Raw genomic sequence first — 16130 nt, 5'->3', positions numbered from 1 at the left:
CCTGCTGAATTAGATTGCCTCGACGCGCGTCTCGGTGGAGACGGCGGCACGAATGAGATCCGCGGCCTTCTCCGCGATCATGATGGTCGGCGCGTTCGTGTTGCCGCCGATGATCGTCGGCATGACCGAGGCGTCGGCCACGCGCAGACCATCGATGCCGCGCACGCGCAGGTCGGGGTCGACGACCGCGAGTTCATCGACGCCCATCTTGCATGTCCCGACCGGATGAAAGAGCGTGTCCGCATGCTGGCGGATGTAAGCGCGAATGGCGCGCTCATCGCCCTCGCCGGGGCCGAAATCGTCGGTGATGAGCTCGCGCCCGCCCGCTTGCGCAAGCGCGGGCTGCGAGAAAATCCGGCGAATGAGCCGCACGCCGGTCACGAGGTTGTCCATGTCGGATTCCACGCTCAGATAGCGCGGATCGATGAGCGGCGCGTCGCGCATGTCGCGCGACTTGAGGCGAAGCACGCCACGGCTTTTCGGGCGCAGGTTGGTCGCGTGACAGCTGTATCCCGGCGGCGCTTTCCTGCCCGCGCCGTCGCCACGGCTGCCCACGAGCGCGAGAATGAACGCGAACTGCAGATCGGGTTCCGCGAGCCCTTCGCGGCTGCGCGTGAAGCCGCCCGCCTCGATGATGTTCGATGCGAACATGCCCGTGCGGTCGCGCCTGTAGCGCATCAGCTCCGGAATCATGCGCGCGATGTTGCGCCACGAGTAGCCGTAGAGATCGGCGGTCGGCACGGCCTTCTTGATCGTGATGTCGATGTGATCCTGCAGGTTCTCGCCGACGCCCGGCAGATCGTGCACGACATCGATACCCATCTCGCGCAGATGCGCGGCCGGGCCGATTCCCGATGCCAGAAGCAGTTGCGGCGAATTGAACGCGCCCGCGCACACGATGACCTCGCGACGCGCACGCAGGCTGCGCTCGACGCCATCGCGCACGACGCGCACGCCGGTCGCCCGCTTGCCGTCGAACTCGATGCGCAGCGCGATCGTGCCGGTCATCACCGAAAGCGAGTCGCGGCCGCCGCAGAGCGATGCATCGGCTGCGTCGCCGCGATGCAGATACGCGCGCGCGGTGTTCCAGCGCTCGCCGTTGTACTGCGTGACCTGATATAGCCCGACGCCTTCCTGATGCTGCCCGTTGAAATCGTGATTGAGCCGCATGCCCGCCTGCAACGCGGCGTCGATGAAGCGCTGGCTGAACGGATTGAGCGTGCGCTGATCGCAGACGTGCAGCGGGCCTTGCGCGCCGTGGAAGGCGTCGTCGAGACCATTGCGGATGCGGCCGTTCGACTCGGCCTTGCGGAAGTACGGAAGGACTTCTTCGTAGCTCCAGCCGCGGCATCCGAGTTGCGCCCATCGATCGTAATCGTTGCGATGACCGCGGACATACAGCATGCCGTTGATCGACGAGCTGCCGCCGAGTCCGCGGCCGCGCGGCTGAAACGACACCCGGTTGTTCAGCGACGGTTGCGGCAGCGTGTGATAACCGTAGTTGCGCACATTTTCCTTCACCGCCAGCTTCGCCACGCCGACGGGCGCCCACACCGTGTAGTGATGATCGTCCGGGCCGGTCTCCAGCAATGCGACCGTGACCCCTTGCTGGTCGGCAAGGCGGCTCGCGACCGCGCATCCCGCCGATCCTGCCCCGACCACTATGTAGTCATACTGATCGTTACCGCTTACGCTCGCGCGCCTCCTGGCCGAATCGCTCATGCTGTCTCCGTATTTATTAGTGCGGCACCGGACGGTCCCGAGGCGGACGCTGGCCGGATGCAAGCCGTCCGTCAAGGGTAAGGGGCGGGTCTGTCCCGTTCAACGGAGATTTCGGGTGGGAAGGCGACGATATCGGGTGGTGTGGGCGGCGCTGTGACGAAAAAAAAGACCGGAGGTGCGTTCCGGTCTTTCGTCACTGCGCGGGTGCTGCTTTCGATGCGCCTATCGCAGCGCGTCTTCGGTCAGCCAGAGCGATTCCTTCAGATCCTGCTCGTTGAGGTTGTGCCCTTCGCCGCCGCCGCGATCGACGACGATGTAATCGCTCACCTTCCCCAGCGCGAGCAGCGGGTGATGCCACACGCCTTTCGCATAGTTCACACCCTGCCAGCCGCGCGTGACGAAGGCGCGGATCTTCGATTCGTCGAGATCGCCTGCGGGCGCGACGACGACGAGATACGGCCGGTCATCGAGCGGAATGAACGCCTGGCTGCCGAGCGGATGACGCTCCATCATCTTGCATTCGAACGGCAGCGTGCGCGGCTGGCCGCGAAACAGATTGACGATCGCGTGGCCGCCGCCGTCCGTCACGTCGACGTTGCACAGATCGTGGAAGCGGATCGTGGTGCCGAGGTTGATTGGAATCTGCTTGGCGCCATCGAGTTCGATGACATCGCCATAAGGCTTGAACGCTGCGCGCGTCAACGGTTCGATAGCGAGTTTCTTCATCATGCAAGGGTTCCGAGGAGACGAAGACGCGACACGCCGCCGTCAGGATAAATATTGAAGCGCACGTGCGTCACGGGGCCGAGCGCGGCGAGTTCGGACTCGAAAAAATGCTGCTTGTCCATCTGCAGTTTCTGTTCGCCGAGCAGCACCGGCCAGAACATCGCCTGCGTGACGAGCGAGCTGTCCGTGCCGCCCTTCACGTATGCCGCCTGAAGCGAGCAGCGGTCGGGGAAATTGCCCTTGAAGTGCGCGGTATCCACTTCGACCTTCTTGATGATGCCCGGCTGCGCCAGCGCGACGATACACCAGTCGTTGCCCGGCTCGCGACGCCGGCGCGTTTCCCACCCGTCGCCCATGTTCACGCCGCGGCCCGGCATCAGCAAGGTCGATGCGAGACCGAAGTGCTGATTGTTCGTGCCGACCATGTACGCGCCGTTTTCCATCGCGGCGAGATCGACGAGCGCATGCTTGTCCGCGTTGCTCCAGTCGAGTTGCGGCTGGCCATAGACCCGCAGACGCGCGATGCCGCCATCCGGATAGATGTTCACGCGCAGATGCGTGAACGGCCGCTGGACCTCGACTTCGAGATAGTGATGGCTGTTGCCCTGCAGCGTCGTCGACGGGACGATTTCCGTCCATTGCGTCGACTGATTCGGTGCGCCGTCGGCGACATGCGCCCCTTCGATCGACGCCGCCGGCGGGAAGTTGCCGGTGAAGTGGCTCGTGTCGACATCGATGCCCTTGATGACGCCCGGACGCGCGAGCTTGACGATGCACCAGTCATAGCCCGTCGTGCGCTTGCGGCGCGTTTCCCAGCCGTCCATCCACTTGCCGTGATCGTCGTACTTGCCGGGAATGAACACCGCCGGCTCGGGATTCAGCATGCGTTCCTTCGGCGCGAAGAAATCGTCGCTCGCCTCGAGTGCCTGCGCGCCCAGACGCGGGTCCGCCAGGTTCACATAGCGGCGCGTGAAGTCGGGCGCATTGGGATCGAGTGTCGGGATTGCCATTTGTTTCTGTCCTTCTTTTCGTTCGTTTACGGTTGTTTGCGGATTACGCCGCTTGAATCAGGTCGTTCAACCTGAAGCCCGCGATCCGGTAAATCTGGTCGAGACTCGTGCGCAATTCTTCGGCGCGGTCGTGATTCACGCGCGCTTCGAAGTTCGCGATGATGCCGTGACGGTCATAGCCGCGCACCGCGAGAATGAACGGAAACCCGAATTTCTCGCGATACTGCGCGTTCAGCGACTGAAGCCTGTCGAACTCTTCCTGCGTGCACAGATTCAGGCCCGCGCCGCTTTGTTCGCGCGTCGATTCGGCGGTCAGCTCGCCGCGCACCGCCGCTTTGCCCGCGAGCTCCGGGTGCGCGTTGATGAGCGCGAGCTGCCTGTCTTCGCCGGCCTCTTCGACGATCTGCGACATCGCGCGATGCAGCGCGTCGATGTCCTTGAACGGGCGCTGTTGCGCCGCTCTTTCCGGCACCCACGGCGAGTGCTCGAAAATGCCCGCGAGCACCGTCACGAACGTGTCGGCGGGCATGGTGTTGAGTTGGTCGAGTGTGTAGTGCATCGCCTTCATGCCGCCGTCCCGTTGTTAGCTTTTTCGAAAGGATGTTGCTCGCGCCAGTGACGCGCGATGTCGACACGCCGCGTAACCCACACGCGATCATGCTTCTCGATGTGATCGAGGAATTTCTGCAGGCCACGAAAGCGCCCCGGCCGGCCGAGCAAGCGGCAGTGCATGCCGATGGACAGCATCTTCGGCGCGTCGTCGCCTTCTTCGTAGAGCACGTCGAAGGCGTCTTTCAGGTACGTGAAGAAGTGATCGCCCGTGTTGAAGCCTTGCGGCGTCGCGAAGCGCATGTCGTTGGTGTCGAGCGTGTACGGCACGATCAGATGCGGCTTCTTCTCGCCGCCCGTCACTTCGACTTCGGTCCAGAACGGCAGGTCGTCGCCGTAATAGTCGGAGTCGTAGAGGAAACCGCCGTATTCCGCGACCAGCCGATGCGTATTCGGGCTATCGCGCCCGGTATACCAGCCGAGCGGCCGCACGCCCGTCACGCGCTCGATCGCTTCCATGCCGAGGCGCATGTGTTCGGCTTCCCTCTCCGGCGACATGTCCTGATAGTGAATCCACCGATAGCCGTGACACGCGATTTCATGCCCCAGTTCGACGAACGCCTTCGCCACTTCGGGATGCCGCTCGATCGCCATGCCGACGCCGAAGATCGTCAGCGGCATGCTGCGCTTCTCGAACTCGCGCAGGATGCGCCACACGCCCGCGCGCGAACCGTATTCGTAGATCGACTCCATGCTCATGTGACGCGACGGATACGCCGCCGCGCCCACGATCTCCGACAGGAACTGCTCGGAGCCCGGATCGCCGTGCAGCACGCAATTCTCGCCGCCTTCTTCGTAATTGAGCACGAATTGCACGGCGACGCGCGCCCGTCCCGGCCAGTTCGCCTGCACCGGGTGGCGGCCGTAGCCGATCAAATCGCGTGGGTAGTTCGGATCGAGTGACATGGCTGGCGTTCTGCTCAAGCGTTGAAAAAACGGGATTGTCGACGATTCAGTGTAGCTAAAAGACCCGGACGCGCCCATACATCAGGGCGCATAATCCGGGTCACGTCATCGGTATGTGTCCGGCGAAAAGGCTATCGGCGCGGGCTGAAATCCGACAGCACGCCGTCGTACCGTTTCGCGAGCGGGCGCGCGTAGTCGCCGCGTTTCGCCGTGTGCAGCTTCAGCGCGATGAGCGCCTCCGCCCATTTCACCGCGGCCGTCACGCCCTCAACCACCGGCGCGCCGATCGCGTCCTCCACTTCGCGGCAGAACTCCGCCATGCCCGCGCAGCCGAGCACGATGGCGTCCGAGCCGTCTTCGTCGAGCGCGCGCCGGCATTCGTCGATGATCGTCCGACGCGCCGGCGACCCCGGCACATCCAGTTCGAGCACGGGGACGTCTGTCGCGCGGACGTTCTTGCAGAAGCGCTCCATGCCGTAGCGCTCCGCCAGATGCCAAGCCATGCCGACGGTACGCTGCAACGTCGTGACGACGGAAAATCCCGGCGCGATGACGCTCGCCGCATGCATCGCCGCCTCCGCGATGCCGATCACCGGGCCGCGCGCCAGTTCGCGCGCGGCGTAAAGGGCCGGATCGCCGAAGCACGCGATCACATAGCCGTCGAAGCCCTGCTTTTCGCCCGCTTCCACTTCGGCGAGCAGACCGAGCGACGCGACCGCCTCGTCGTAATAGCCTTCGATGGACGGCGGGCCCATCGTCGGGCTGACGGCGACGATCTCCGTGCCGGGCGCGGCGACCTCGCGGGCGCAGCGGCCCATCGAGTCGGTCATGCGCTGCGTCGTGTTGGGGTTGATCAGTTTGATGCGCATTGCTGTCTCCACACTGCCTTTGGAAATTCTCTCAGGTTCCAGCTATCGTTTTAGACTCCGCGCTTGCGATCCGCGAGGAAGTAATAGAACACCGCGCCGAGTCCCGCACCGATGAACCACGAGAAGTTCGCAGCGGCTTCGAGCGCCGGCACCATCACGCAGAGCGTCGCGAGCACGGCGGCCGGCACGAGCGCCATCACCGCGCGGCGGTTCACGCCCTTCGTGTACCAGTACTTGCCCTGTTCCGACACCGTGTAGAGATCGTCGACCACCAGCTTGCCGCGTTTCACGAGATAGAAGTCGAGGATCAGCACGCCATACAGCGGTCCGATGAAGCTGCCGAGAATATCCAGCGTGTAGTGGATCACGGCCGGGTTGTTGAACAGGTTCCACGGCGTGATGAAGATCGACGCGACCGCCGCCATCATGCCGCCCATGCGCCAGCTGATGAGCTTCGGCGCGACGTTCGAGAAGTCGAAGGCCGGCGACACGAAGTTCGCGACGATGTTGATGCCGATGGTCGCGATCGTGAAGGTCAGCGCGCCGAGAATCACAGCAGACGGATGGTCGATGCGGCCGACGGTTTCCACCGGATCCGTGATGAGCTGGCCGAAGACCGGCAGCGTCGCCGCAGTCGTGATGACGGTCACGACCGAGAACGCCAGGAAGTTGACCGGCAGGCCCCAGAAATTGCCGCGCTTCACGCTGCGAAAGCTCTTGCCGTAGCGCGAGAAGTCGCCGAAGTTGAGCATCGGGCCGGAGAAGTACGAAACGACGAGCGCGATCGCGGTGATCATCACGGGAATCACTTCCGTGCCGTGATACTTCACCCCGCCGAGGTTCAGGCCGATATTGTCGATGCCCGCGCGCCACACCATATAGCCGGCGAGAATGAACATCACGACGTAGACGGCGGGACCGGCGAAGTCGATGAACTTCTTGATCATCTCCATGCCGCGCCAGAACACGACGGCCTGCAGCACCCAAAGCAGCATGAAGCCCGCCCAGCCGAGCGCCGAAAGCCCGACGAAGCCGTACTTGTGGACGTCGGCATAAGGCATCAGCGACGGCACGAACTTCAGCACGACGATGACGAGCGCGCTCGACGCCAAATATGTCTGAATGCCGTACCACGCCACCGCAATGAGCCCGCGGATCACGGCCGGAATGTTCGCGCCGAGCACGCCGAACGTGGCGCGGCACGCGACGGGATACGGCACGCCCGCCACCTGGCTCGGTTTGGCGATCAGATTGCACAGCACGTTCACGAGCCCAATGCCGATCAGCAGCGATACCAGCACCTGCCAGCTCGTCAGGCCGAGCGCGAAGAGACTTCCGGCGAACACATAACCGCCGACGCTGTGCACGTCCGACATCCAGAACGCGAAGATGTTGTACGCGCCCCAGGTCTGATTCTTGAGCGGGGCGAGGTCCTCGTTGTAAAGCCGGTCGCTGTAACCGGCGGGCAGATGTTGCTCTTCATACTCGTTGTCGAGCGGCGGCAGGGTTGAGCTGCCGGATGCACTGAACTGGGCCATGACGTCTCCTTCATTGGCTGCTTGCGTGATGAGAAAACTGCAAATGCTCGGGGTTCAAGCTTCGATCGGATGCCTTCGCTGACGTGTCGGATGTCTCCATCCCGCGCGGCATTCTTCGGATTTGCGTTTTCGCCTTCGGGCATGAGGCCGAGAGCGCGCGAGGCATCGGCCCGGCACGCCCGCCCTGCGGCGGCTTTCATTTCACGCTCACACGAGCGTCCTGTTCGGTGCGATACACGCTACGGATTTTCAAAGCGTGCGACTCTCCACGCGCCTTCGCGCGAAGCGCGAGGCACGGTCTCCAGTTATTTAGTCCTGCTTGATTCAGCCGATGGCAGATAGTCCGATCTGCCGTCTGTCTGCCTTACATATCGAGCGCTCGTTCGCGCTCGGCGGGCTTCATGAACACTTCCTTCAGATCGACCGCGCCGCGTGCCGGCCGCTCCAGCATCTTCAGTTCGACGTCGCGCAGATGTTGCGCCATCAACACGCCGGCTTTCGCTGCATCGCCTGCATCGAGCGCGGCGAGAATCGCTTCGTGATCTTCGAACGAGCACGAACTCTTGCCGAGCGATTCATACAGCGCCGAGATCAGCGTCGAACGCGCGACGAGTCCCGACAGGCATTCGCACAGCACCGTGTTGCCGGTAAGCGCCGCGAGTTCGGTGTGAAACTCGCCGGAGAGCCGGATCCACGACGAAAAATCGTGGCTTTCGAAAGCGCGGCGCTCTTTTCCGATCGTCGCGCTGATCGACTTCAGCCGACGCAGGCCGTGCCCTTGCGCAATTCGGTCCACCACGGCCAATTCGATGATGCGGCGCATTTCGAACACCTCATGCACTTCCTGCAACGACGGACTCGCGACGAACGCCCCGCGATTCGGCTCCAGATCGACGAGCCGTTCGTTCGACAGTTGCGCGAGCGCCTGGCGGACGGTGCCGCGCTTCACGGCGAACACCTCGCATAACTGCGCTTCGGTCAGCTTCGCGCCCGGCGCCAGCCGATGCTCGAGGATCGCGGCGCGGATGTTCTCGGCGATCGACTCGGCGTTCGCCCCGTTGGGAGCGGAATCCGAAACATTCGATGCAGCACTACGCTTGGTGTCGGACATGATGTGCTCGCTTGCATGTTAAGCATCTTAGAATCGACATAAAGATTGTCAACAATTCATTTTTAAAATTATCGGTTACCGCGCGTTTTTCGAGTACCGCGTTTTGCTGAGGCCCAATATTGGCGGGCTTCGCAGTAGATTCCACAAGTTTTTGTCAGCATTGCCGCCTCTTTTTTGTCGACAATTTGAGCGCCGCCGTGGTGCACGCAGTTGTCGCGGACGGTGCATGAACCGACAGTTAGTTGCAGGGACGAGCTAAAAATAAGGCGCTCGCTTGAGCGCCTTGCCACGCGGACTCAAGCCAGATGCGGGTAATCGGAAAGTTTCAGCGTGAAGCCCCGCTCGCTCGCGATAAGGTGCGCCGCCGCACCGAAAGGCAGCGTCAGCAGATTTTCGACGTGTCCGAACTGCAATCCTGTCACCACCGGAATGCCCGTCACCGACCTCACCTGCTCGATCATCGCGTCGAGCGAATAGCCGTTGTCGTAGTCCGACAGACGGCCGCCGGAGAACTCCCCCATCACGATCGCCTGCTGCCGACCGAGCACGCCCGCCTGATACAGCTGATAAATCATCCGCTCGATGCGAAACGGATGCTCGTTGACATCCTCGATGTACAGGATTCCGCCCTCGACCGGCGGCAGATACGGCGTGCCGACGAGCGACGCCAGAATCGCGAGATTGCCGCCCCACAGCATGCCGGTCGCGTCGACGGTCTGTTGCTGCGGCGTATGGCTCGTGATGGTGAAACTCGGTCGCGAGATCGCGTTCCAGAAGTGCTGCATCGTGAACGAACTGACCTGCTCGGCGCCGAAATCGCCCGCGAACATCGGTCCGCCGAAGCTTTTCACACCGGCGTGCGCGAACAGCGCGCACTGAATCGCGGTGAAATCGCTGTGGCCGACGATCGCCACCGGCTGATCCGCGAGCCTGCGCAGCCCGGTGTAGTCGAGGCCGTGCAGGATGCGCGACGCGCCGTATCCGCCCCGCACGGCAAGTACGATGTCAGGTAACGGGCGCGATGCATCCGCAAGACGATTGAGATCGGCGGCGCGTTCCGCATCGGTGCCGCCGAAGCGCTGGAAGCGTCGGCGCGTCGCGTCGACGTTTTCGAGCCGATGCCCTTCCCTGCGCAACCGTCCGATGCCGCGCTCGACGGCCGCCGCATCGTGTGGATAGCCAGAGGGCGCAACGAGGTCGATGGTGCGTGATTTCACGATGTTGTTATTCAATCAGATGAATCGGCGGCGGGTTGCCCGGCTTCGCGCGCGCGGCGCGCATCGCGTTCGTCGCGCGCGAGGCGGCGGCGCTCGGCGAAAAAATTCTTGAGCGCATGCCCGCATTCATCCGCGAGCACGCCGCCCGTCACGGTGGTGTGGTGATTGAGCTGCGCATTCGCGAACATGTCGACGACACTGCCGCACGCGCCCGTTTTCGGGTCCGTGGCGCCGTAGACGACGCGCGAGATGCGCGCGTGCATGATCGCGCCCGCGCACATCAGGCAAGGTTCGAGCGTCACGTAGAGCTCGCAGCCCGGCAAGCGGTAGTTCTGGAGCGATTGGGCGGCGGCGCGCAGCGCGGCCATCTCGGCATGCGCGGACGGATCGTGTCCGCGAATCGGATAATTGAAGCCGGTGGCGATGACTTCGTCGCCGAGCACGATGACCGCGCCGACGGGCACTTCGCCCGCGCGACGGGCTTCGTCGGCGGCGCGTTGCGCGAGCGCCATGAAGCGGCGATCGCGTTCGCTGGCAGGATCGGCGATTTGAGCGCTGGGCGCGGGATCGGCCGCATCCGGCAGGCCGGTCACTTGACGTCCACCGCCACGCGCGACTGCGCGCGCTCGGACAAACGCTCCGCGATGCGCCGGCGATATTCATGCGGCACGCAGCCGCCGCCGCGCAGCGACTCGAGCGCCATGTCGAGCGCGAGCATCTTGGCTTGCAGCTGGCAACGGGCCGCGGGGTCCGTCACCTTGTCGAACTCTTCCTGAAGCCCGCGCAGCGCGCGAAGCTGTTCGACTGCCGGCGGGACGAAGCCCGCATTCTTGAGGATTCGATTGGCGACGCGCACTTCCTCGGGCACGAGGGTGTCGTCGTCGAAGTGAAGCGGTGCGCCCGCGCCCGGCAGGTTGTTGAACTCGCCACGCGCAGCGGCTTCGTTGATCCGCTGTTCGACCAAAGCATCTAGCAATTTCATCGGGGATTACGACCGGTTTTCACCCGCGAACGGGCGCGGTCTGTCACGATTTCCGTTGGTTAGCTCGAAGTCGGAAGGCAGCCGGAAAACCACGCTCGCGCGTTGTTCGGCACGTCTCGACAATCCAGCGCACATTCTATCAGCGGCGGCGGCACCGGTTTCGTCGAAGACAAGCCGGCCCGCCGCGCGTCGTCGTATACCGGGCTTATCGCCGTGCTTATGCGTCGTTCGCGCAACATCCATTGACCGCGTCATGACGATTGTGCTTGTACGACGACTACGCGTTCTGTCGTGTGTAGCCTTCAGTCGCGAGCAGAAGCCGGCGCGTGTACTCGTGCGTAACGTCGCGCGAACGCACGGCATCGACGCCCAGTTGCTCGACGATTTCGCCGTTGCGCATGACCGCGACGCGCTGGCAAAGAAAGCCGATCACGGCGAGATTGTGGCTCACGAGGATCATCGTCAGCTTGCGTTCGCGATGCAGGCGGCGCAGCAGGTTCAGGATTTCCGCCTGGACGGAGACATCGAGCGCGGAGGTCGGCTCGTCGAGCAGCAGCACGCGCGGCTCGACGATCAACGCGCGCGCGATCGACACGCGCTGGCGCTGCCCGCCCGACAACTGATGCGGATAGCGGAATCGATACGCCGGACCGAGCCCGACTTCGGCGAGCGCGGCGAGAATGCGCGTGTCTTCGTCGCCGATGCCGTTGATCGCGAGCGGCTCGCGCAAGGTCTTGTCGACGGTGAAGCGCGGATGCAGCGCGCCGTACGGGTCCTGGAACACCATCTGCACGTCGCGGCTTCCAGGGCGCGATCCGATGCTTATCCTGCCGCCCGACAGCGGCGTCAGCCCGGCGAGCGCGCGCAACAACGTCGACTTGCCGCTGCCCGATTCGCCGACGAGTCCGAAAACCTCGCCCTCTTCCACGCGCAGCGAAACGTCGCGCACGGCGTCGACGTGACCGCTCTTCGTCTTGAAGCGGATGAGCGCGCGCTCGATTTCGATCATCGCGCGATGCCTTCATCGAGCCACGCGGGGTCGCGGCGCAGCGTCGGCAACTCGTCGGGCGGATTCTCGAGCGGCGGATTCGCTTCGAGCAGCCCGCGCGTGTACGGATGCGTCGCGTGAACGAGATCGCGCGCCGCGCACGTCTCGACGACGCGACCGCCGTACATCACCGCGACGCGGTCGCAGAACGACATCACGAGCGGCAAATCGTGACTGATGAACACGAGGCCGGTGTCGTGGCGCGCGATCATCTCGTCGAGCACGGCAAGCACCTGCATCGATACGAGGACATCGAGCGCGCTCGTGGGTTCGTCGGCGATCAGAAGGCGCGGGCCGGCCGAGACCATCATCGCGATCATCACGCGCTGGCCCATGCCGCCGGACAGTTCGTGCGGATACGCATCCGCGACACGCTGCGGATCGCGGATATGCACCGCTTCCAGCGCCGCGACGATGCGCTCGCGCAACGCGCGCCGGCCTTCTTTCACGCCCTGCCGCACAAAGGTTTCGCGCATCTGCTGCGCGACGGTCATCACCGGGTTCAGCGAAAATTTCGGATCCTGCAGGATCATGCTCATGCGCGTGCCGCACAGGCGGCGGCGCGCTTTCGGGCGCATCGCGAGCAGGTCCTGCCCTTCGAAACGCAGCGCCTTAGCCGACCATTTCGCCTCGGGCGGCAGCAGTCCGAGCAGCGCGCGCCCCGTCAGCGATTTTCCCGATCCCGATTCGCCGACGATGCCGAGCCGCTCGCCGCGCCGCACCGTCAGCGATACGCCGCGCACGGCGGGCATGAGCACGCCGTCATGGCTCGCGAAGGCCACGTCCAGTCCGTCGATTTCAGCCAGTGCATCGGGCATGTCAGCCTCCGTGACGCGGATCGAAGACGTCGCGCAGACCGTCGCCGAGCAGGTTGAAGGCGAGGCTCACCGCGAGGATCGCGAGGCCGGGAATCGTCGCGACCCACCACGCGTCGAGCAGCACGTTGCGGCCCGCCGCGACCATGTAACCCCATTCCGGGCTCGGCGGCTGCGCGCCCAGTCCGAGAAAGCCGAGACCGGCGACGGCGAGAATGATGCCGGCCATGTCGAGCGTCGCGCGCACGATCACCGACGACGAGCACAGCGGCACGATATACCGCAGCAGAATGCGCAGATGCGAAGCGCCTTGCAGACGCGCCATATGGATGTAATCGGCCTGCGCGAGCCGCAGCGACTCCGCGCGCGCGAGACGCGCATACGGCGGCCACGCGGTTATCGACAGCGCGATCACCGCATTGAGCACGCCCGGCCCGAGCGCGGCGGCGAACGCGAGCGCGAGCACGATCTTCGGAAATGCGAGCGCGACGTCGGTCAAGCGCATCAGCACCGTATCGACGATGCCGCCGCAATAACCCGCCACCGTGCCCATCAAAAGCCCGACCGGCACCACGAGCACGACGACGAGCATCGCGATCGCGAGCGTCAGGCGCGAGCCGTGCACGAGCCGCGAAAGGATGTCGCGGCCGAGTTGATCGGTGCCGAACCAGTGCGCCGCGCCGGGCGGCGTCAGACGTTCGGCGAGCACCTGCTGCAACGGATCCTGCGTGACGAGCATCGGCCCGAACGCCGCGACTACGATCAGCAGCAGCAGGATCGCGAGTCCGAGCATGCTCAACGGATTCGACGAGAACCGCCGCCAGCGCCGATACGCGCGCCCGAGCGCGGCTTGACGCGTCGACGCGGGCGTATCGGTCAGGATCCACGCGCGCGAGCCCGTTCGCGGCTGTTTCATCTGCGCAAGATCCTCCATGTCAGCGCGCACGCGGATCGAACACGCGATACAGCGCGTCGGTCAACAGATTGAGCGCGATGAACGTCGCGCCGATCACGAGCGTGCTGCCGAGCACGGCGTTCATGTCGGCGTTCAACAGCGCGCCCGTCAGATACGAGCCGATGCCCGGCCACGCGAACACGATCTCCGTCAGCACCGAGCCTTCGAGCAGATAGCTGTATGCGAGCGCGATCACCGTCAGCAGCGGCACCGCAATATTGCCGAACGCGTGCCGCCAGATCACGCGGCGCTCGGGCAGCCCTTTCGCGCGCGCGGTCGTCACGTATTCCTGGCTCAGTTGTTCGAGCATGAACGAGCGCGTCATCCGCGACAGATACGCGATCGAATAGAACGCGAGCACGCTCGCCGGCAGCGCGATATGCGAGAACGCGTTCTCGAAGACATCCCATTCGCCGGCGATGAGCGAATCGATGAGCAAACTGCCCGTGCGGGTATCGACCATGCCGTCGTAAAGCGGATCGATGCGTCCCGGCCCGGACACCCAATGCAGCCGCGCGTAAAAGAGCAGCAGGCCCATCAGCGCGAGCCAGAACACCGGCACGGAGCTTCCGGCGAGCCCGATCACGCGCGCGATGTGATCGACGATGCGATTGTGCTTCACCGCCGCCGCGACGCCGAGCGGCACGCCGATCGCGATGCCGATGAAGGTCGAGAGCGTCGCGAGTTCGAGCGTCGCGGGAAAGACGCGCTTGATGTCGTCGATGACCGGATTTGCCGTCAACAGCGAAATGCCGAGATTGCCGTGCAGCACGTCGCGCGCGTAGATCAGGAATTGCTCGATGAGCGGCTTGTCGAGACCGAGCCGCAGACGCGCGGCGGCATAAGCCGTCGCGGACGCGCGATCGCCGAGAATCGCGAGCACCGGATCGATCGGAATCTTGCGGCCTATGAAAAACGTGATCGCGAGCAAGCCCGTGAACGTGATGGCGAGCATCGCGATCCAGCGCGCGAGCGCCAACGCGATGCGCGCGCCGCCGCGCCGCGAGCCGATGAGCGTGACCGTGTTCACTGCTTCTTGATGTTGCGATACGACACGAGATCGTTGATCGGCCCGACTTCGAGACCGGTCACGCCGGGCCGCGCCGCCACCTGCGACACCTTTTGGAACATGATGACGAACGGCGATTTCGCGAGCACTTCACGCTGCATCTTCTCGTACAGCTGCGCGCGCTTTTTCGTATCGCTTTCGGCGAGCGCCGCGTTGGTTTCCTTCGTCAGTTGCGGAATGTCCCACGCGTTGCGCCACGCGAGCATCTTGTAGCTCGATGCATCCGAGTTGTCCGGATTCCACACGAAGCCCTGCGCGTTACTGTGCGGATCGATGTAATCCGCCGACCACTCGCCGATGTAGATATCGTGGGCCCGCGCGCGATATCGTCCGAGCGTCTGCTTGTTGTCGCTCGGCACGAGTTGCACCTTGATGTTGGCGAGCGCGAGATTCGCCTGCACGGCTTGCGCGATCTCGCTGTACGGATAATCGTTGCGCACGTCCATCTTCACCGTGAAGCCGTTGGACAAGCCCGCTTTCGCGAGCAGCGCCTTCGCCTTCGCGACATCCTGGTGATACGGGTTTTCGTTCAGCGCGCCGAGAAAGCCTTCGGGGAGAAACGCTTCGTGAACCTTGTAGGTCGTGCGGATCACGTTCTTCTGAATGCCCTGATAGTCGATGAGCCACTTCATCGCTTCCCAGACTTCCGGCTTCGCGAGATTCGGATTCTTGTTGTTGAGCCCGAGATACATGAGTGTCGCTTGCGGCACGGCCGTCGCCTTGATGACGCCGTTCTTCGAGAGCGTGTCGAGATCGTCGGGCGAGAGGTCGCGCGCGACGTCGATGTCGCCGTTCTGGATCATCAGACGCTGGCTCGCCGCTTCCGTGACGTGACGCAGCACGATGCGCTTCATCGCGAGCGGAATGCGATAGCCGTCGAAGCGTTGCAGCACGATGCTGTCGTTCGCGGTCCATTTCACGAGCTTGTACGCGCCCGAACCGGCTTCGTTGGTCTTCAGCCACTCGTTGCCGTAGTCGTTGCCCTTCGCGTGCGATTCGACGAGCTTGCGATCCACCACCGACGCCGGCCACGAACCGAGCACGTTGAGCACGAAGGTCGGCGCATAGCGCTGATCCGTCGTGATCGAGACGGTCGTATCGTCGATCTTCTTCACGTTCTGCAACGCGTTCGCCTTCGTCAGCCCGATGCCCGCAAGCACCGCCGCCGCGCCCTTGTCGAGCAGCGCGGTGCGCTGGATCGACCACGCGACGTCATCGGCGGTGAGCGTATTGCCGGAATGGAACTTGAGTCCCGGCCGGATCTTGAACGTGAACGTGAGGCCGTCCTGACTCACCGTCCACGATTCGGCGACATCGCCATTGAATTTCGACGGATCCTTCAGATCGACGCGCACCAGACGGTCATACGTGTTCGCGACGTATTCCTCCGGCACCAGTTCGTAGATTTCGCCGGGATCGAGCGACGTGAATTCATCGAGCAACGTGGCCATGACGAACATGTCTTTCGGCGTCGCGGCGCTTGCCGGCGGCGCGCTCATCAACGTGAGCATCAGCGCCGTGATCAGTGCAGTCAGTTTCATGTCGAATCCCCG

Annotated in this window: 16 protein-coding genes; all 16 read right to left on the bottom strand. The window is 63.9% G+C overall.

The genetic code is table 11. The features are described 5' to 3' along the window. Window positions 1–9: 9 nt before the first annotated feature. Entirely contained in the window at window positions 10–1722 is a 1713-nt protein-coding gene (locus tag NCS03_RS06585) for a GMC family oxidoreductase (RefSeq protein ID WP_250528950.1), read from the bottom strand. Window positions 1723–1944: 222 nt separating this feature from the next. Continuing rightward, window positions 1945–2448: an ureidoglycolate lyase gene (locus tag NCS03_RS06580; RefSeq protein WP_033537260.1), complete on the bottom strand. Its 504-nt coding sequence runs from the start codon at window positions 2446–2448 to the stop codon at window positions 1945–1947. Beyond that, window positions 2448–3458, bottom strand: a complete 1011-nt coding sequence (alc, locus tag NCS03_RS06575; RefSeq protein ID WP_250528949.1) for an allantoicase — start codon at window positions 3456–3458, stop codon at window positions 2448–2450. The genes NCS03_RS06580 and alc overlap by 1 nt, the downstream gene beginning before the upstream one ends. A gap of 43 nt (window positions 3459–3501) precedes the next feature. Beyond that, window positions 3502–4026, bottom strand: a complete 525-nt coding sequence (gene uraD / locus NCS03_RS06570) for a 2-oxo-4-hydroxy-4-carboxy-5-ureidoimidazoline decarboxylase (RefSeq protein WP_008350016.1) — start codon at window positions 4024–4026, stop codon at window positions 3502–3504. Continuing rightward, entirely contained in the window at window positions 4023–4973 is a 951-nt protein-coding gene (gene puuE / locus NCS03_RS06565; protein ID WP_250528948.1) for an allantoinase PuuE, read from the bottom strand. Before puuE ends, uraD begins: the two co-directional genes overlap by 4 nt. Window positions 4974–5104: 131 nt before the next feature. Continuing rightward, a complete protein-coding gene (locus NCS03_RS06560; RefSeq protein ID WP_008350020.1) occupies window positions 5105–5842 on the bottom strand; it encodes an aspartate/glutamate racemase family protein in 738 nt (245 codons plus the stop codon). Between the two features lie 50 nt (window positions 5843–5892). Then, window positions 5893–7380 (bottom strand): NCS1 family nucleobase:cation symporter-1, encoded by a 1488-nt coding sequence (locus NCS03_RS06555; protein WP_175979998.1) that lies wholly within the window; start codon window positions 7378–7380, stop codon window positions 5893–5895. 364 nt (window positions 7381–7744) lie between these two features. Continuing rightward, window positions 7745–8491: a GntR family transcriptional regulator gene (locus tag NCS03_RS06550; RefSeq protein ID WP_034473574.1), complete on the bottom strand. Its 747-nt coding sequence runs from the start codon at window positions 8489–8491 to the stop codon at window positions 7745–7747. A 296-nt stretch (window positions 8492–8787) separates the two neighbouring features. Then, complete coding sequence (gene ldcA, locus NCS03_RS06545; protein ID WP_250528963.1) at window positions 8788–9711, bottom strand: muramoyltetrapeptide carboxypeptidase; 924 nt, start codon at window positions 9709–9711, stop codon at window positions 8788–8790. Window positions 9712–9719: 8 nt separating this feature from the next. Beyond that, window positions 9720–10301, bottom strand: coding sequence for a tRNA adenosine(34) deaminase TadA (tadA, locus tag NCS03_RS06540; protein WP_502801514.1), 582 nt, complete (start codon window positions 10299–10301; stop codon window positions 9720–9722). Beyond that, window positions 10298–10690, bottom strand: a complete 393-nt coding sequence (locus NCS03_RS06535; protein ID WP_033537251.1) for a DnaJ family domain-containing protein — start codon at window positions 10688–10690, stop codon at window positions 10298–10300. The genes tadA and NCS03_RS06535 overlap by 4 nt, the downstream gene beginning before the upstream one ends. Before the next feature lie 277 nt (window positions 10691–10967). Continuing rightward, on the bottom strand, window positions 10968–11699 hold the full coding sequence (locus NCS03_RS06530; RefSeq protein ID WP_008350032.1) for an ABC transporter ATP-binding protein: 732 nt from the start codon (window positions 11697–11699) through the stop codon (window positions 10968–10970). Then, on the bottom strand, window positions 11696–12556 hold the full coding sequence (locus NCS03_RS06525; protein WP_244808030.1) for an ABC transporter ATP-binding protein: 861 nt from the start codon (window positions 12554–12556) through the stop codon (window positions 11696–11698). Before NCS03_RS06525 ends, NCS03_RS06530 begins: the two co-directional genes overlap by 4 nt. A 1-nt stretch (window position 12557) precedes the next feature. Further along, entirely contained in the window at window positions 12558–13469 is a 912-nt protein-coding gene (gene nikC, locus NCS03_RS06520) for a nickel transporter permease (RefSeq protein ID WP_250528947.1), read from the bottom strand. A 19-nt stretch (window positions 13470–13488) separates the two neighbouring features. Then, the gene (locus tag NCS03_RS06515; RefSeq protein WP_235366356.1) at window positions 13489–14463 is read right to left on the bottom strand and encodes an ABC transporter permease; all 975 of its coding nucleotides are present in this window, start codon (window positions 14461–14463) and stop codon (window positions 13489–13491) included. A gap of 71 nt (window positions 14464–14534) precedes the next feature. Beyond that, window positions 14535–16118: an ABC transporter substrate-binding protein gene (locus NCS03_RS06510; RefSeq protein WP_008350038.1), complete on the bottom strand. Its 1584-nt coding sequence runs from the start codon at window positions 16116–16118 to the stop codon at window positions 14535–14537. Window positions 16119–16130: the final 12 nt, after the last annotated feature.

Source organism: Caballeronia sp. ATUFL_F1_KS4A (assembly GCF_023630905.1).
Classification (GTDB): domain Bacteria; phylum Pseudomonadota; class Gammaproteobacteria; order Burkholderiales; family Burkholderiaceae; genus Caballeronia; species Caballeronia zhejiangensis.
Note: the sequence above shows the minus strand (reverse complement) of the source record. Positions and strands in the feature narration are given on the sequence as shown.